The organism is Kineosporia babensis (assembly GCF_021129305.1).
GTDB lineage: Bacteria > Actinomycetota > Actinomycetes > Actinomycetales > Kineosporiaceae > Kineosporia > Kineosporia babensis.
On sequence record NZ_JAJOMB010000027.1, the window covers coordinates 63,560 to 81,358 of the forward strand.

Annotated in this window: 14 protein-coding genes; 7 read left to right on the forward strand and 7 right to left on the reverse strand. The window is 63.5% G+C overall.

Annotation, left to right across the window (positions count from 1 at the left end; genetic code table 11):
- Window positions 1-96: 96 nt before the first annotated feature.
- Window positions 97-858: a hypothetical protein gene (locus LR394_RS35125; RefSeq protein ID WP_231448993.1), complete on the reverse strand. Its 762-nt coding sequence runs from the start codon at window positions 856-858 to the stop codon at window positions 97-99.
- 111 nt (window positions 859-969) lie between these two features.
- Window positions 970-1,569 (reverse strand): single-stranded DNA-binding protein, encoded by a 600-nt coding sequence (locus LR394_RS35130; RefSeq protein WP_231448994.1) that lies wholly within the window; start codon window positions 1,567-1,569, stop codon window positions 970-972.
- Window positions 1,570-1,934: 365 nt separating this feature from the next.
- Here LR394_RS35130 and LR394_RS35135 point away from each other — a divergent pair, with 365 nt between their 5' ends.
- Together LR394_RS35135 and LR394_RS35140 are read left to right on the forward strand one after the other, a co-directional pair.
- Window positions 1,935-2,603, forward strand: a complete 669-nt coding sequence (locus LR394_RS35135; RefSeq protein ID WP_231448995.1) for a DUF6338 family protein — start codon at window positions 1,935-1,937, stop codon at window positions 2,601-2,603.
- A gap of 290 nt (window positions 2,604-2,893) precedes the next feature.
- Entirely contained in the window at window positions 2,894-3,433 is a 540-nt protein-coding gene (locus LR394_RS35140; RefSeq protein WP_231448996.1) for a hypothetical protein, read from the forward strand.
- A gap of 166 nt (window positions 3,434-3,599) precedes the next feature.
- Here the strand turns inward: LR394_RS35140 and LR394_RS35145 are convergent, their stop codons facing one another.
- Together LR394_RS35145 and LR394_RS35150 are read right to left on the reverse strand one after the other, a co-directional pair.
- Window positions 3,600-4,043, reverse strand: a complete 444-nt coding sequence (locus LR394_RS35145) for a hypothetical protein (RefSeq protein ID WP_231448997.1) — start codon at window positions 4,041-4,043, stop codon at window positions 3,600-3,602.
- 307 nt (window positions 4,044-4,350) lie between these two features.
- A complete protein-coding gene (locus LR394_RS35150) occupies window positions 4,351-5,487 on the reverse strand; it encodes a DUF3560 domain-containing protein (protein WP_231448998.1) in 1,137 nt (378 codons plus the stop codon).
- Window positions 5,488-5,892: 405 nt separating this feature from the next.
- On the opposite strand from LR394_RS35150, the gene LR394_RS35155 reads away from it, so the two are divergent.
- The 3 genes from LR394_RS35155 (at window position 5,893) to LR394_RS35165 (ending at window position 10,414) form a co-directional block, all read left to right on the forward strand.
- Window positions 5,893-6,711 (forward strand): hypothetical protein, encoded by an 819-nt coding sequence (locus LR394_RS35155; RefSeq protein ID WP_231448999.1) that lies wholly within the window; start codon window positions 5,893-5,895, stop codon window positions 6,709-6,711.
- A gap of 236 nt (window positions 6,712-6,947) precedes the next feature.
- Window positions 6,948-8,690: an ATP-dependent nuclease gene (locus LR394_RS35160; protein ID WP_231449000.1), complete on the forward strand. Its 1,743-nt coding sequence runs from the start codon at window positions 6,948-6,950 to the stop codon at window positions 8,688-8,690.
- A gap of 5 nt (window positions 8,691-8,695) precedes the next feature.
- Window positions 8,696-10,414 carry a UvrD-helicase domain-containing protein gene (locus tag LR394_RS35165; protein WP_231449001.1) on the forward strand — a complete coding sequence of 573 codons (1,719 nt, stop codon included), beginning with the start codon at window positions 8,696-8,698 and terminating at the stop codon, window positions 10,412-10,414.
- A gap of 418 nt (window positions 10,415-10,832) precedes the next feature.
- Here LR394_RS35165 and LR394_RS35170 read toward each other — a convergent pair whose 3' ends face one another.
- Together LR394_RS35170 and LR394_RS35175 are read right to left on the reverse strand one after the other, a co-directional pair.
- Entirely contained in the window at window positions 10,833-11,765 is a 933-nt protein-coding gene (locus LR394_RS35170) for a DUF4192 family protein (protein WP_231449002.1), read from the reverse strand.
- Between the two features lie 179 nt (window positions 11,766-11,944).
- Window positions 11,945-13,624 carry a ParB/RepB/Spo0J family partition protein gene (locus LR394_RS35175; RefSeq protein WP_231449003.1) on the reverse strand — a complete coding sequence of 560 codons (1,680 nt, stop codon included), beginning with the start codon at window positions 13,622-13,624 and terminating at the stop codon, window positions 11,945-11,947.
- 489 nt (window positions 13,625-14,113) lie between these two features.
- Between LR394_RS35175 and LR394_RS35180 the strand changes: the two genes are divergently transcribed.
- Window positions 14,114-15,394 (forward strand): AlbA family DNA-binding domain-containing protein, encoded by a 1,281-nt coding sequence (locus LR394_RS35180; RefSeq protein ID WP_231449004.1) that lies wholly within the window; start codon window positions 14,114-14,116, stop codon window positions 15,392-15,394.
- Window positions 15,395-15,585: 191 nt separating this feature from the next.
- On the opposite strand, the gene LR394_RS35185 is transcribed toward LR394_RS35180, so the two are convergent.
- The gene (locus LR394_RS35185) at window positions 15,586-16,740 is read right to left on the reverse strand and encodes a hypothetical protein (protein WP_231449005.1); all 1,155 of its coding nucleotides are present in this window, start codon (window positions 16,738-16,740) and stop codon (window positions 15,586-15,588) included.
- 52 nt (window positions 16,741-16,792) lie between these two features.
- On the opposite strand from LR394_RS35185, the gene LR394_RS35190 reads away from it, so the two are divergent.
- On the forward strand, window positions 16,793-17,662 hold the full coding sequence (locus tag LR394_RS35190) for a Shedu anti-phage system protein SduA domain-containing protein (protein WP_231449006.1): 870 nt from the start codon (window positions 16,793-16,795) through the stop codon (window positions 17,660-17,662).
- Window positions 17,663-17,799: the final 137 nt, after the last annotated feature.

A 17,799-nucleotide genomic window follows, 5' to 3' on the forward strand; every position in this document is an offset into this window, starting at 1 on the left:
ACCTGAAGCAGTAACCCGTGATCGACAAAACGGTGAGTGCCCGGACCCCCTGGGGTCCGGGCACTCACGTACGTTCAGCCCGTGTCGAGATCGTGTTCAGGCCCAGTCGGGTTTGGTCTGTAGGCACCAGGGGCAGTCAATGTTCCAGTCGCTGCGCTGGTTCAGGGCCAGGGATCGGGAGGTGGGTGAGGTGAAGACGGGCAGCTGGTACTCCATGCACCGCACGCCGTACCCGGTGCTGCCGTGGTGGGTTTTGGTCGCATCGACCGGCAGGACGGGGGTGAGAGTGTCGGTGCTCTCCTGGAAGACCAGGCCGGCTGCTTCCCGGGGCCACCGATCCCAGGACCGGGACGTGATTTCCCGGGTCGTGGACAGGCGCTGGAACCCTTCGGCCAGGTCGGGCCGGGCGGTCATCAGGGAGGCGATGGTGGGGTAGGCCTTGATGTTGCGCCGGGTTTCGGTGGCGAGCTCGGCCGGGGTGACGGTCGCGGGGTCCAGGATGAGGGTGACGCGGGACTGGGTGAGCCAGGCGGTGATGTAGACGTAGCCGTGGGAGGCCCGCGAGTCCGCGTGCACGCCGAGCTGCTCATCGAGGTACAGGATGACGTCGCGGGACTCGGCCGGGCTGAGGCTGCCGTCGGTCAGCAGATGGCTCACGTTCTGGCGCATCGTGTCGATCGGGTACCGCCAGTTGATCAGGTTGGTCAGGGCGGCGCTGTAGGGGCTCTCGTCGCAGCCGTAGCGGTCCGGGGGCAGGTCGACGTATCCGGTGCGGTCGACGTTGAGGCGGGCGCCCCAGATGGACAGGGCGTTATCGGGGGCGACGTTCTTGAGCGCGAACCGCGCGGTGACCGGCATGAGGATGCGTGCTCCTGGAAGTGATGCGGGCGCGGGGGCCAGGGTAGATGTGGGCGGAGTGCGCCCGGGTCGACCCCCGTTGAGGGGCCGACCCGGGCACTGCGGGGTGGGTCAGGCGGGCTGGGGGATGCCGGTGGAGTAGCCGCCGTCGGCGGGCACCTCGCTCAGGACTGGGCGCTGCTGGGACTGCTGGTCGGTGGGGCGGGGTTCGCGCAGGCTGGTGGCGGGGTGCCAGCGCATGGAGACCGAGATGTTCTGGGCGGTCGCGCGCAGGGACGTGTAGTTGTTGCGGGACTCGGCGCGTAGGTCGTCGCCGATCTCGGCGATGATGGTGTCGCCCTTGTTGAGTTCGGCGGCGCGTTCGGCGAGCTGGCGCCAGCAGGTGAGGTCGATGGCGACGGTGCGTCCGTCGACCCACTGGCCGGCGTTGTTGCGGTAGCGGCCGTTGTACATGAGGCGCAGGTTGCAGACCGCGACACCGGAGTCGGTGAAGCGGAGCTCGGGGGCCTGGGCGATGTTTCCCTCGATGACGAAGTTGAACAGCATGATCGGTGTCTCCCGGGTGCTCGCGCGCGGTGCGCTGGTGGGTGCGGCACCTTCTCGGGGCGCGTGGTGCGCTCCGGGTGGTGGTGCCGCGGTGGCGAGTGCCGGGTGGGACTGCCCGAGGGCGTGCGCGTCAAGGGGGAAAGACCGGGCATCCTGGCTCGACATTGAGGGCGTAGCGCAGCGGAGCCGTCGGCCAGAATGTTCGGGCGGCCCTTGCGCGGTCACGTCCGTGGGGTGGTCCATGACTTGGTGCTGACACCGAGAGCAACACCCGCCAGGAACACCTGATGTCCGCTAGAGGGCCGTCAGCCACGGACGCTGGCGTCGGCTCGCAACCCGGACGGCAAGCAGTTGTACGATTCCCGGAGTGGGTAGAGCCGGGGCCGTCGGGCGTACCTGTCACAACCAGCCTTCGCACGCACCACGTCACCGATATCGGAGCGGCTAGCGAGGTCAGGCGCCGTGGGAGCGGTCACCCGGCTTGAGTTTTATGGAGGTTCTGGCGATCGTCGTGGTGGGACGATCAGCGAATGGAAATCCCGGCGACCCAATTCAACGTCGCAGTGTTTCTGGTGATGGTCCTGCCTGGGGTCGTTCACGCCGCGGTCCGTACCAGGTACGCCGGACTTCGCGGCCACGATCGCGACATGTCCAGCCGCATCTTGCAGGCGCTGCTGGTTAGCACGCTGCTGGACGCCTTCTATCTCGTCGTCTACCTGCTCGTGCGCGGCGAGCGCGCCAACGCGATGCTTGTTAACCCACGCGCCTGGGCTCCGCAGCACCTGCGAGAGATCGCCTGGGGGCTACTGATCCTGGGCATCGTCCTGCCTGCGGCTCTGGCCTTCATCGCATACGGGCCGCTCACCTGGGTCCCGGTCTCCACGAGACGGGGGCTGCGCTGGCTTAGGCTGCCGGGCAAGCGCCGCAGCGCGTACAGCCCTACCCCGACTGCCTGGGACTTCGCCGCACCGCGCAGAGGCGGGTGCTGGGTACGCATCCGAATCAGTGAATCAACGTGGGTCGGGGGCTGGATGGGCGCGAATTCTTACCTCAGCACCTACCCTGAGCCACGCGACATATTCATTGAGGATCAGCACCACGTCAACGAGCTGGGAGAGATCAAAGAACCGGTCGCCAACTCGGCCGGCGTCTGGGTCTCCCTTCCCGAGGGCGCCATCGTCGAGTGGATCAATCCGTGATCCGTCACAACGGAGAACCCATGTCTCAGGACAACACCTCACGCGGCACCGCAGGCAACGAGAACCGTGGCGCATCCCCGCAGCCCATGGTTCGGCCGTCATCGAGCGACGTCACCCACGGAGCGCAGCCCGTAGCAGCTGTCTCGAAGCCGGCCACTCCGCCTACGGGTGGCTCTGGCGTCACACCGCGAAAGGCCAGCAACAGCTGATCACGGGGTCGTGGTTGCTCGATCTACACCAGGACCGGCCCGCCGGGTCCTCGCCCGGGAACGCCTGGCATCCTGCCTGCCGTGTGGATCAACACGAAGACATCAGACCTTGCGGCCGTCCTAGAGCTGAGCAGTGACCGGGACTGGCTGGCATGGGTTGTCGACATCGCGCAGATCTTCGGAGCGTTGGCCAGCGCGGTAGCCATCGTTCTGGCTCTTCGCTCGATCAAGATCAGCCGTGATCAGTCAGCGGAGGCCGATCGCCGGTTGGTCCGCGAACGACGCATCGACTACGAGCTGGGCGTCTTGCGTGATGTGGCGCTGACCCTGACCCGGGGGTCGAACGTTGCGTTTGCAGGTGCCGAACTAGGCGTCCACGCCGCATGCCTCGGCCCGCGAGTCGTACCACTGGTGTGCGCGATGCCCAATCAGCCCTCAACTGCCGAAGCGGAAAGCCGAATTGCGGAGGCCCGAGCGCAAATGAAGGCCATGCTTTCCATGCAGCGCCCTTCCTCCGTGTGGGACCTGCTTCGCGATGAACTCCAGGGCGAAGTCCTCGACCAGATCACCCTGCGAGTCGAGCGCTCCGACCGCCTGGACGCTGGCGACCGAGCTGGATAGAGGTAGCGCGTACACCACGTGCTCGAACAAGGCACGGCGAGGACGAAACTGCCACCGTGAGGTTCTAGATGGGAGGATTCACCACAGGTGGTCACTCCGGCCCGGCGAAGTCAGTGACTGCCGCCTTGATCAGCGTCTGATCCGAGTGACCCATGACGGGCTTGGCTCAGCTGACAAGAGTGCGGATCCAGGTCACGAACGGAACGGCCTTCACAGGCAGCATCGCCATGGGAACTCCGGGGGCGACGACGGACACCGGGAAACCGCGTAGGTTCAGTTCTCCTGCCAAAGTATCGTCCAGCGAGGTGTCCAGACGCAGCACCTGCTCGCGAATGTTCTCGGGCAGGAGGGGCCAGGTAAGGGCCTCTTGCGTCCACTGGTTCATGTTGATGTTTTTCAGGAAGACCTCGGCTTCGTCGTGGATGCCTTGGTCGGTGACGCCCAGGCCGGCGGGGCCTTGAGCTTGGACGGCCGACTGCGGTGGTTCGCTAGCCGGATCAAGCTGCCAGGTAAGCATGGCTTCCCTGCCGTCGGGGTGCAGCAGGAGCCACCAGCGGTAGGCAGCCCGTTCGGGGTCGCTCGGTATCATGTGGTTCTTGGTTTCCCCCATGCTGGGACTATCGGATCCGATGGTCCCAGCCTTGATCGAGAGGTCAGGGCGTCGGCTGAGCGATGTACTCACCGGTTCTACCGGGACATCGCGGCTCCCTGCACTGGTAGGGCGCACCGCTGTTCTCCCAGCGACTACCTGCGATGTGGCGTTCCTCCTTCACCACGTTGGCGCTACCGCAGATCGGGCACGGTTCCTCGGCGGGAACACTTCTGTAAACAGTCATGGTCCTGATTTACACGGAGGATGCGGTTAAGGTCCTGGGGCCACTTCCTGGGCGGACGACGAGTCAGCCTGCTCTGTCTCATCAGGCTGGCTCCGGAGCGGCATCGCTATCGGCGGTGGGGGCCCGGTGATCGGTGATCTTGAGGAAGGGCAGCTTGTCCAGCCAGTCCCCGCCGACCACCGAGGGCACGGAGACGGTCTTCTTGTTGACCTTGCGGACCACGTGCCAGTACCCGGAGGCGAAGACGAAGTCGCCGACGTTTACGTTGTGCGGCCCGAACACCGTGAGCTTGCCCTCGGCTTCCAGCGCGGCCAGGACCGCCTGGTCCAGGTCAACGGCTTCCTGGAGACGATCGCGTTCGGCGATGCTGCGTTGCAGGTAGCTCTGGCTCATCACGGTCAGGCCGGTGCGCTGTTCCTCCGGCAGGGCCTGTTCTTTCACAGCGAGGTCGTGGCGGGTCAGGCGACGCTGGATGAGGCGGATCTCGGCCTGGTGGCGTTCGACGCGCATGCCGATGGTCACCGGGCTCTCGCCCTGCTCCTGGACCCGGCGGATCCCCTGAGCCAGCTGCGCGCGCGCCCGCGCCTCGCGGCGGTCTTCGAGGCTGCGCTCGTCCAGGCGATCCCGGCGTTCCAGGTCCCGCCGGTGGCGGCCCTCGCTGTGGTGCCCGATCAGGATGGGCTGGCCCATTGGGTAGCCGTAACTGATCCGGTCACTGGCCGCGTCGTCGGCGTCGGCGCGGGCGGTGGCTTTGGCCGCGGCGTGTTCGTGGCGTTCGGCCTTGATGTCCAGGCGCTCCTCACGGCCCTGACGGCGTTCCGCCTCGCTCAGAGTCGCGCCGGAGTCCTCGACCTCCACGGTGACGCCCTTGTCCTTCGCGGTGCGCAGGAACTCATCGATGCGTGACTGGCGGGTCCAGGGCTTCAGCGAGCGCGGCAGAACGTACCCGCTCGCGGTGCGCGACCACACCCACGGACGCGGCAGCAGAACCGCAATCAGCGGGTCGCCTTTGGTGGTGCCAGTCACGGCGACCCAGTCGCCGTCGATGTCCAGGAACCATGGGTGTGGCTCTGAGGGCTCGTGCGGCGTGCTGGTGGTCTGGGGATCTTCGGCAGCCAGGGGTGTGTGCGAGGACGTTGGGGTCGGCGGGGGGTTGGCCGTGCTGGCCGAGGCGACGGCCTCGGTAGTCGCGGTGGTGGGGGTGTGAGGGTCGGGCACGTGAACTCCCTGGGCGCTGATGAAGAACCGGCCACGCGCGCAGCGGCTAGTGCTGCTGCGCCGGCCGGAGCTGGCTGAGGCGCCACGGGCCTTGCCAGGCCACCGGCCGGTCAAGAACGCCCAGCGCAGGCATCGACGAGGGCCTGCAGATGATGGTCTGCCGATGCCCGCGGGCGGTTCTTGACCGGCCTGGCCGCGAGGCCAGCCTCACCGGCCAGCCCCGGGCGTCAGCAGGACCGACGTTCCACGGAGGTGGGCTCTCGCCCGCGCGAGGTTTCAGGTGCCGCGCGGGCCTGCCGGTCCGGGGCGCAGCAGCTTGGTGCGCACGTGAGGCCGAGGGGGGATCGCTACGATTCGTCCGGAGCCAGCAGGGGGCCTGGCCACCGGGGCAGCGAGGGGACCTGGATGAGCCCGAAGAAGCGGCCACGCAAGAACGACCGTGCACACAGCACACGGCGCCGGGCCAAGGCAGAGCGTCCTGGAGCCGTGGGCCGCTTCAATCGTGAGCGGATGCCGTCCTACAAGGTCAGTCCGCTGCTGGAGGCCCTGCACCTGGTGCCGGGACCGCTAGTCCCGATCTATGCGGTCCCGGCTGCATGGCATCAGCGCGCCAGCCGATCGCAGCTCGGGACCTGCGTCATCGTCTGCCACCAGATCGCCGGGGCGCTGGGGCATCTCGGGATCGCAGCGCATCCCGTTGCGGCGACCGCTACGGTCTACCAACGCGTGGCCAATGGGCCCCTTCAGGGCTGGAAGGCCACCGACACCGGCTCAGGAGACCAGGCGCCGGTGGTGACGGACCAGGGCACGACCGACGGGCACATGGTGATCCACGTGCCCGAGCCCGGGCTCGTCATCGACGCCACTATCGTGCAGAACCTCACAATCCTGGAAGCGGCCTACCACAATGTCGGCTACTCGGTGCCGACCGTGGAACTCATCCCGCCCGGCCCTGCCCCGGTCGAACCGGTCGAGTTCGTCTACGACGAGTCCCTGCGGGTCACGTGGCACCTGCAGGCGCAGTGGACCGGCACGATGAACCGGCTGCTAGATGACGAGGAACTGAAGCGCCTCGCTCAGCACGGCGCGACGAGCCTGGCTCGTGACGCGCTGAACGAGATGAACGGCTTGCTGCAGGACGAGCCTAGGCTCGACGTGCTCGGGCATCACCGACAGGTGGACGCCCTACTGCTCGGCAACACTGCGTTGCCTGCATGCGACTGAACCACGGCCGTCTCGGGAGACGCTGAACGATGGCCTCGCAAAACGATGTGTAGCGGTCAGAAGATCTCTTCGCAGCGGTTTCCGGCATGATGACGAGGCCGCAGCTTGCAAAGAGTTGACGGCAGGTAAGCGTAAGCAAATGCTGGGAGCTGGAGATGCAGGTTCGGCGTGTGGTGCTGACTCGGTTTCGCGGAGTCCGCGAGGGAACCGTCACCCTGGACGGGAACGCTCTGCTCGTGGGTTCCATCAGCGTGGGGAAATCCACGGTTTGCGAGGCACTGGAGCTCGTTCTCGGCCCGGAGCGGATGTTTCGCCGGCCGGTGATCGATGAGTACGACTTCTACGCAGCTCACTACCAGGACGGAGACAAGGGACCGATCGAGATACGTATCGACGTGGTGCTGACCGGCCTTGCCCCGGACGCATTGCGACGCTTTCGCAGCCATCTTCGCCGATGGTCGGTCGAGAAGAACGACTTTGTTGAAGGGCCAGCAGAAGGCAATCAGCCAGGTGGCGAGGGAGAATGGTGCCTGCCCGTGGCGTTCATCGGCCGATTCAATGCGGCCGAAGACGACTTCGAGGGGGGAACGTTCTTCACGCACCCCACACCGGTCGCCGACGACCTCACTGATGAGTACTCGGGACTCGGATCGGGGCTCAAGTCCTTCACCCGCGAAGACAAGCGTATGGTCGGCTTCCTGTATCTGCGGACAAACCGAACGGGCAACAGAGCTTTAAGCTTTCAGCGTGGTTCTCTGCTGGACACCGTGGTCCGGCTTGAGTCGGAGTCCCATGGGCAGCTGTGGGAGAAGGCACTGCAGGAACTGGCCGAAGTGGTCCTGATCGGCGATGATTCGCCGTTCCTGAAGGTTCAGACCGAAGTCCGTTCTCGTGTCGAGCGTTTCCTCAGCCTGACCGATGACCCGAGCGCGGTCGATGTTCGGGTATCGGACTTGACCCGCGAGCACCTGCGTGAGGTCCTTCGGCTGTTCCTGGCCCCCTTGCCGGGCGCCCACGGGGTACCGTTCAACCGGCTCAGTACCGGCTCGCTGAACCTGCTGGTCTTCGCCCTCTTGACGTATATCGCCGAGCTCAGAGGCGATGAATCGGTCATCTTCGCCATGGAAGAACCTGAGATCGCACTGCCCCCGCACGCGCAGCGGCGCCTGGTCGACTTCGTCGTCCAGCGCATGGGTCAAGTCATCATCACGTCTCACTCTCCTTACATCATCGAAAAATTCGACCCAGAACACATCGTCGTCTTCAGCCGCGACAACACCGGCGTCCTGAAAAGCAACACGGTCGCGCTACCCGCAGACTTCAAGATCAAACGTTTCCGGGACAACCGGCGCCAATTCGCTGAGGCAGTCCTGGCGCGAGCAGTCCTCGTGGTAGAGGGAGCTACCGAGGCCGCGGTCCTGCATGCCATCTCCGACTTCCTCGACGCGGACCCGAGCATCCCTGACTACTTGCACCTCGACTTGGCAGGCATCACCATCTTCGATGCCGGCGGCGATACGGTCGTTCCCCTGTACGGGCCTGTCTTCGCGGCCATGGGCAAGCCGGTGTTCGGGATTCACGACACCCCGACGAAGCCCTTTGAGGCATCCCTGCAGCAAAAGGCCAAACAATTCACCCGCTATCAGGTAATCCCCTACAAGGGAATCGAGGCTCTCCTGGTCGAGGAGACGCCGATCCACATCCAGCGGGCCTTCGCCGCCAGCGCGCGACTACGCGACGACTACCCGGGCGGTGATCCGCTTCCACCGGTTGCTAACGATGGAGATGTGCGCGACTACGTCCTGAATCTGCTGACGAAGCGAAAGGGAACCGCTGGCGGGTACGCGGCCCTCCTGCTCGCCGAATGTTCCAGGCTCGAACACCTTCCGCAGTCTCTGGTCACGTTCCTGATCGACGTCAACACAGACCTTCCGAACTCGGAAATACCTGCCGTACCGCCGACCAACGACGCGAGCTGACGTTCATGCTGACCCTCGATGAAAAGCGAAAAGAAATTCTCGACACTGCTGGGCATCTGCTCATCGAAGGCGGTCCGGGATGCGGTAAGACGACCATCGCTCTACTCAAGGCCAGCAAGGCCATCGCTCACCTGGAAGACGAGCAGTGCGTCCTGTTCCTCAGTTTCTCCCGAGCCGCAGTCCGGCAGATCTCGGACCGCATGCAGGGCCTGCTCACATCGACGGACCGCAACAGGCTGGAGGTACGAACCTTTCACTCGTTCTTCCTCGAACTTGTACGCGCGCATGGACCCTTGATGACAGGAACACCGTCATCGTTCATCGTCCCAGACCGCGAGCACCAGCTACGCGCCGACTTTGACGGCGACTGGAAACAGGAAACCAGGCGCCTCGCCCGAGTCCAAGGCCGCTACGTGTTCGATCGCCTAGCCGAGACCGCAGCCGCTGTCCTGGCCACGCACCGGGCCGTACGTGAAATCTACAGCGACACCTACCCCTTGATCATTGTCGACGAGTTCCAGGACACCAACAACGATCAGTGGGAAGCCGTGCGCGCCCTCAGCGAGACCTCCACCATCATCTGCCTGGCCGACGGCGATCAGCGCATCTACGACTTCATCGACGGAGTCGACGAAGCACGAATCGATCAAGCCGTCGAACATCTGAAACCCACCTCCTTCGACCTGTCCAAGGACAACCACCGCAGCCCGACCAGCGGGCTGCTGGACTACGCCAACGCCGTACTGCGCAACGACGCATCCGTACTACCGCCCAAGAACTTGATCACGTGGAACTATCGATGGCCGAACCAATGTGAGGCATTCGCGCACCTGGCCATTGACCGCTTGCAGAAGCACTTCGAACCCCAGCTTGGCCGGATGCCTACGATCGCGCTGCTAACCACGACCAACCAGTTCGCAGCCCAACTTTCCGAGTCTCTCGCGGACGAAAAAGCCCATCCGCAAGACCAAGGCAAGAGACTTCTTCCGATTGAACACGAGCTGAACTGGGATGCCAACCTTTCGGCTGCAGCCGGTTACGTGGTCGCTTCGATCCTCGAATGGCCAGACCAGCTGCGTGAGCACGCGATCGTTGCCACGTTGAACGCGATAGCAGACTTCTATCGCATCAAGCTTGCCGGTGGTACAGCTGGCGCCCGTGGCACCATTACCACAATCGAGAAGGCGGTCACGGCGTACCAGGCGGGCAAAACCGTCAAATCCAAGACCGCACAGATCATTGCCGGATCCTTCGACGCCGACCTCAACTTCAGCGGCGATCCCGTGCAGGACTGGCAGGTAGCCCGCAATCGCCTGCATGGCGCCAAGGAACTGGAAGAGATCTTCGGGAAGGCTCGTCTCTTGCGGCTTTTCAAGGCAACAGACGCGTTGGCCTGGGCCCTCATCGACCAGTGGAACGGGCGAGACGCTTACGGCGACGCTGTCGGGACGGTTCGCCACGTTCTGGCCAACGAAACCCTGGACGCCGCGCAGATGGAGTCCCTCCCGGTGACCTTAATGAACATGCACAAGTCCAAGGGCAAGGAGTTCGACGCGGTCATCATCGTCGAAGGGCAGTACTCAGCCCCGCTACTCAATCCCGCCTGGGATGCCAAGAAGGAGCAGGCCGCGAGACGTGTTCTCCGCGTGGCAATCACACGGGCCCGCCACGGAGTGATCCTGGTTCGCCCTGTCGGCTGCGCCCCGTTGACATCGCGCGCATGAGCAGCCCATCCAATGGGACTACTAGTGTACGGCGGCGCTCAGGCGCCCCACCAGGGCAGCGACTGCCACTGGCAGAGTCTTTCACAGTATGGGTACGAGTTCAGTCGTCGGTGCAGATCGAGAATGCCACTGCGTCGGTGAGATTGGACTCCAGTGACCCGTTCTGGCGCAGCAATTGGAGAACACGGCCACGGCTTCCACGACCAGGAAGTTTGGCTGCAGGGTGCTGGAGCCCAAGGCTCCAGTAACTCGGAGGACTGTACGTTCGACAGCCAGCTCACGGGATCCTGCAACTAGGCGGTCTGCTGCTCGCGGTAGAAGATCCGGCGGGCGATGGACTGCACTGCCCACCAGGCGAGGGAGTGAGTCTGTGACGGTGCTCCCGATGATGTTCGGGAGCACCGCCTCACCGTGCGGGTTACGGCTGCTGAAGTCGGCCGGCAGCTGGCCTGAGGATGTTCACTCGGATGTCCTCGGGGCTCAAGGCCACGTCCAATGCCTGCATGAGGAAGCGGGCAAGGGGGTAGCCCCCGTCGGCGTGCAAAGCACGGTTGAGCGCGGATCGGGCCAGGATGCTGTGGCCGTGCTGGTAGGCCGAGAACGCGGCCAGGGTTGCCACCGGCGCCACCCACCGCAGCGGGGCGTACGGCAGCAGCGTGCTCCAGGTCCAGGTCGTGTGGACCTCGTCCGAAAGCAGGACCATTTCATCGCGCACCGACACGTCCCTTAGCCCCTCCAGTACGCTCGCGGCCTCGCTGGCGGTCCACGCGAGCGGGCGCTCGCGGCGTCGTTCCAGCGCCCGTAGTACGTCCGTGCGGGCCTGCGCCGGAAACATGTCGGCCGGGAGGGCTTCGATGGCCGCGCTGACCTTGGCCAGGATGGTTGGTGGAAGTGGCCTGGTGGCGGCATCGATGTCTGCTCGGGATGCGGCTGGCACACCACGGGCGACTTTGAGTGCCAGAGCGGTCTGTGGTTCCTCACGCACGGCTGTTCCCGGCCCGGCCGGAGCGCTACCGGCCACGTCGTGCAGCCAGCACCGCCCGTTCGCCCCGGTGATCACCCACCCGAGCTCCAGTCCGGCTGGTGTCTTTTCGGCCAAGTGCATCAGGTGGGCGTGCAGGTCCTTCAGCACCTGATCGGTCACGGGCCCGGCGGGGTAGGCGACGACGTGCACCTGTTCGGCGCCGGCTTTGATCAGGGCGTGCTGGACCGAAAGCCAGACCAGGCGCTCGGACAGGGCACTAAGGTCTGTCCGCGCGGTCAGGACGTTGGCGCCTCGTTTGGTGGCCAGGAGCACCAGATCATCGCTTAGGTGCTCGATCCCGAGGATGAGCGGTAGTGCGTGCGTCATGGCCCCGGGGTCGCTCAGGCGGACAGTCGGAACCGGACCAGAGCGCCCGGGCGTGGATGATGTTGTTTGAGAGAAGTTGTCGGCGTTCATGGTTCAAAGTCCTGTCACTGCAATACGTCAACGGGTATAGGTGGAGGGTGGGCCCGCACCCCGAAGGGCGCGGGCCCACCCCGGGGTGATCAGTGGTTCGACGCGCCGACCAGCTCGTCCGTGACCTCATCAGCCTCGACAGACTCGAACTGGGCTGCCAGAGCATCGATGTCGTCAACGATGGGTGACACGAACTCGGATCCCGTCACCTCCGGGCCGTTCTCATCGAGTTGGTCCCCGTCGTGCGTCTCCAGTGCTACGGCTTCGTCGTCTGCGTTGGCCGTGGTGTCGGTCTCGGAGTCGTCGTCCTCGGCCGGCTCGTCGTCCTCGTCGTCCTCGTCGTCGTTGGTGTCTTCGTCGTCCTGGTCTTCGGCCGCGTCGTCGGCGATGGTCTGGGTGATCTCGGTGTGCAGTCGCTGCTCGGCCTCGGACAGTTCGTACCCGGCCGCGGTGAGCCGTTCCAGGTAGGCCACCCCGGCGGGTTCGTCGACGTCCCAGCGCTGCGCGATGATCGAGTCCAGGTTCGCTTCGGATGTGGTGAGCCAGCGGGCCACCACGATCCGCTGTAACCGGTCCATCCCCGCGCCCGTGGCGGCCTCGTCCAGGTTGGCGACCGTCGCGGGGATCCCGGCCAGGGTCAGGGCCAGGTCGCTGAAGTGGGTGTTGCTGATGCGGGCCTTCTCTGGCCGCCCGGCCACGAACCGCAACGCCTCGGGGAACAGTTTCTTGGATGCCCGGGCGGTGGCGTACTTCTCGTGCAGGAACCGCCGGCGCACCTGCGCTGCGTCGACCAGCGCCTCCTGGTACGCGACTCGCTCTCGCTCAGCGGCTTCCTTCGCCTCGCGTTCGGCGTCGGGCACGAACCGGGTGTACTGCGTTCGCGTGTACCCGGAGGCCTCGGGGTCCAGGCAGATGACGACGATGCGGGGTGTGTAGTCGGTGTTGATGAACGCTGCGAACCCCGGCTTGGCCTTGACCTCGTTCGGGTCCAGCGCGTTCCCGTCGGTGTCCAGGAGGGTGGAGGCTTCGGCTTCGCGGGAGGTGTAGGGCCAGTTCTTGGGGGTGTTGACGATTTTGACGCCGGCCAGGGTGAGTTGTGCCTTGAACTGGGCGACCATCTCACGGCGATCGCGTTTGCGGGTCTCTTCAGCCAGGGCGTGGGCGAAACCCCATGTGTTGTGGTCCTTCTTCAGGATCCGGCTCATCGCCTTCTCGTCGTCGGCGAAGGAGTTCAGCGCAGCGATCTGGGTCAGGTCCAGCGTCCCGGCCTCCACCGCCTGCGCGGCCTTCGGGCGCGCGGTCGCGGGCAGGTCATTCAGGGCCAGCCGGGACCGGACCCGCTCGGCGGGCAAGGCCAGGGTCGACTGGATCTGCTCGGGCGTGACGTCCAGCAGGGCGAGCTGACTGTAGTAGTCGGCCTCTTCCAGGACCGTGAGGCCTTTGCGGTTGAGGTTCTCGCCCAAGATCCGCAGGAGTTCGGTGGCCTCATCGGAGTTCTCGGCGATCAGGCACGGCACGGTCGCAAGCTCGAGGCGCAGGGCGGCCTCGCGGCGGGTGTGCCCGGCGATGACCCGCCACTTCTTCTCAGGTTCGGCGTCCTCGTCCGCCGTGTTCTCGGTCGTGGCGTCGGCGGGGACGACCAGGAGGGTCTGGAGGATGCCGAGGGCGCGGATGGAGGCCATCATCTCCTCGACCGCGGTCTCGGTGATGACGCGGTTGCGGTCGTTCGGGATGAGCTGGCGGGGTGAGATGTCGGCGAAAATACGCATGGTGCGTCTATTTCCTTCGGTGCGGTGAGGTCAGCCGGCGGGCCGCAGTCGCGGTGCCGGCTGTTCTGACCGAAGGCGGTTTCTGCCTCCCGATGGTGGTCCTGGCAACGGGTAACGAGCGCGGAAGATCTTGTGAGCCGTTCTTGCGAACCAAGATGTTCCGAGCACTCCCGTTGCCAGGACCTATGAACGGGAGGCAAGGCTTCAAGGGCAGAACCAGGTACCGCAACGGTCCAGAACAACCGTCAGCATCGCTGGAAAGTCAGTGCACGAAAGCGCGAGCCGACAGGGGCGACCTGCGTACGAACGGCTTTGAGGGCTTCGCAACGAAATGTCCGAGGGGATCGAATTGAACGGTTTTCAATTTTCCGCCCGGCGGCGCAACGCCGTAAGCGAACACCTCTGGCGCCCGGGGCGGCAAGCTGCCGGACTCCATCTTTCACGGCGTTGCGCCACCCGTCCGTGTCACGGTTCGGTCATGCTGATCTCATGGCCGCAATCGCTACGATTCTCCAGTGTCCTCCGGACGACATCACGTTCGCTCGGATCAGTCAGCTCGTTCAGGACAGCGTTTCGGAAAGTTTAGTCCTGGAGTTCAAGGAACAGTACACGAAAAGAGTCGTCGAGTCAGTGGCGGCCATGGCAAATTCTTACGGCGGGGTAATTCTTGTTGGAGTGACAGACGATCGCAAAATCGTGGGTGTCGACGAAAGAGAAAAAGTGAGGATAGCCGACGCCTGCTGGAAAAGCTTCGAGCCGGTATGGGTTCCCGAGATTATTGACGTCGCCACAGATTCAGGAAAGTATATCCAGGTCATTCGCGTCGATACCGCTACGTGCCCGCGCCCCCTTCTGAGGAACGGGGCTGCACATGTTCGAATTCCTGGAGCGAACGCGTATGCTGATCGCGCTCATCTCGCACGCCTTCTTCAAGAAGGCTCACAATCGCCAGTTAGCTCCAGGCGTCTGGAATCACTGACCGGTAGCGCGCCTGCAACGAGCGGCACCTACGATTTTGCACTGAGGACGGGCATGGTTATTCCTCTTGCTGATCCAGAAAGCTGGAGACCGCTCTCCGAGAGAAAAGTCGACGACCTCGCATCCTCCCTTGATGAATCATCGATCGCGCGGGCACTGGAGCAGTGGTGCGGCCATAATGGCGCCACCGTGTCGAGCTCTTTCCGACGCGCCGGCCTGAATCGCGCCCGGCGTGCGCAGTTGGAGTGGTCGATGCCGCCCGCATCGGGCTCACTGAAGGAGATTCGAGCGGTCGCCAGGGTCGTGCTTCCGCAGGAGTACGGTCAGCCGCTATCGGACCTAACCTTCACCCTCGATGTAATCGGGAGCAGCGATCTTGAATTTTATGATGAATCAAACAGCGAACCCGCAACAGGTAACTGGCTGAAGATTTCTTGGCTGCGAGAATTGCTCGACGGCGTTCTCGAAGGCATTACAAGTCCTACGGTGGTCGCGAGCCTGGCCAGCCTGGCCGGAGTAGTCCCTGAAGTAGTTCCTCAACCCAGAACACTCTCCTTGAAGAGCGACGGAAACATTGCCAATCTCTTGGACTTGTCCGGTCTTGTAAGAATATCTGATAACGACTTCTCGTCAGGCGCGGATCTCGTGGCAGACCCATCGACCAACTTCGAAATCACGGAGCAAAGGCATCAACAGGTGGACTACTGGATTACGCAAATTAGTGCCGATGCAGGGTTAATTGGAATGGAAGGCCGCCTGGAGCAGCTTCAGCGATCGCCGCAGAACGAATGATAGATACAGGAACAGGAACAGGCCCCGGCCACTGATCCGGCCTCGTCGGTATACTATTCGGCCAGTTCCGATATCCTACTCTGCCGTTACGGGCAGCAGCAACTGGGCTGAATTCTGGCCGAAAGCGTTCATACCGGCCAGCGGCGGAGGCGAACAGAGGTAGGGGGCGCGAGATCATGCAAATCAGACATTCAGCGAACGCTGTTTCCTGTTATTGCAAGGGTGTGAAGAGCACGTCGAAGGACTAGATGCGCATCCTCGGCTGGGCTCGCGTCAATTAGCGATCGCGCCCGCCCTGTGGCAATGTCTAGAGCTATCTGCCCAGCTCCGAAGCTGGTTCCAAAATGGCCCGCATAGACTAAGGCGCATAACTCAGCTGCCGCGGGGTTGTCCGTTCCGAGGGATCCGTTGACGACGTGGAGAAGGGCTGCGAGATCGTCAGAGGTTGCCGAGCCTACTGAAACTGGCTCATGGGATGGCTGCCATTTAACCGATCCCTGCAAGGCGAATTCTCTGCGGCGTGTTGATGGATCTGAGGTGAAGAACTCCATTGCGCGCTCAGATTGGTCTGTAATGTAGGGCATGGTAGGACCATCCCAGCCTAAGATCCACGGCATGCGACGGTTGACGTCAGCGGGGGTGTCCAAAATCCAGGCAGCAGCGCAGAAACACTGGACCGCGCGGAGCGCTGCCGCCACCGCCGCCGAGCCGAAATCATTCACCCGCAAGGCGACGACGAAAGGCGTCCAGCCTTCGTCGTTGATCAGCATCTCCTCGTAATCCGCAGCCAGTCCATCATCTTCTTCAGCGGCAACCCACTCCTGACTCCATGTCACGTCGTCCGTGAAGCGAAACATCCCGATCTCAGGACTTGTTTCAGCAACCAGAGAGTCGATTTTGGATTGAACGGACTTGCCCATATGGCCAGCCACGCAGTTCGTCCCGAGTTTCACTACGTCGTCCGTGCCGAATATTCCGCCGACGGGTACGGTCACGACCGATTTTTGAACCCCCCTCAAAATGGGCGGAGTCCAGTCTGGGTCGTTCCTAGCTCGATGCTCGGCCACCGCAACGAGAAGCGAACTTGCGGTCAGCTGATTGTGACCATCCTCGGATCTCTTGGGCCAGCGGGCGCACGCGTTACGTAACGCTGTCACTTCCTTGTTCGGGATTACCAGAATTCGATTCCGATCAACGGCTACCTTCAGATCCGAACGGTCCTCCCACTCGCCGTCCGTCCAAGGAAGATCAGGGGTCAGTCCGCTGCTGTTGTGTTCCTCTCGCGCTCCGCTGACGCAGGCCTTCCAAGCGGACAGTACCTCGGCCGGGCTAGTCGGCTCGATCATGTCTCAAGTCTAAACCGCGTCTCGGGAGGCTTGGCTAGTGCAGACTAGACCGATGACATGGACTACGCCGCTACCTGGCTATGCGGCACCTGCGGGCAGTGGAGCTCCCGATGCTGGGCCGTACGTGGATGCGCTTGCCCTTGAGTACCAGCGCCTTTTGAATGCAGGCGAATTCAACGTCGAGCGAAAAGCTCAGTCGTTCTTTGAACGTCACCCTTGTCTGCTGCCTGGCTCAAGCGGGAACAGCATGAGAACCGGGTTTTCTCCCTGGCCTAGTGCCGTCATCTCCCAACCCCCGCTCCCCGGTCTCAGGAAGCGCGTACCTGATTTCCTCTGGATCGCCACGGACAGCGCCCATCTCATGCCGGTTTTCATCGAAATCGAACGGGCGGACAAGCCGTGGTTCACGGCTGGCGAAGTACAGAGTCATGAGTTGACACAGTCTATTGATCAGATCGTCGAGTGGCGCTCCTGGTTCGACCAGCCGGGTAATCGTGAAATATTCCTGAGGGATTACCAGATCCCCACGCATATGGCCCAGCGCGCTTGGAAGCCCGAATACATACTTGTGCACGGCAGGTCGACCGAGTTCCACGGAAACCCATTCCTAGACCGCAAGCGGGCCCAAATCCAATCCGATATCAAGATGATGACATTTGATTCCATCAGTCCCAATAGGAACGCTACGGACTGGGGTGCCGTAAAGCTTCGGTCGCAAGGTCAGTATGAAGCGATCTCCGTGCCCGCAACCTTCTCAGTCATCGAAGGTGCGCCGTTTACGGACGTTGCTCGCCTGGACGACATTATCGACGAGTGCCCTGATATTTCCGCCGAGCGTAAGGAATCACTTCACGAGACACTGATCGATTTGCGCAAGCAGCGAGGTCCCGGCGTCCACGTTCGGGTTGCTCGTCGACGCTGACTGCGAATTGCCGCAGACAGGCGATTCTTATCGGGATGGAGGGAGCCTTCGTGCGGCTAGCCTCTGCTGCGGCAACCTACTCGCGCAGCAAGGAGCACGGGCGTCAGCCAAAGTGCCCTTGGACAGAGAGTAGCGCG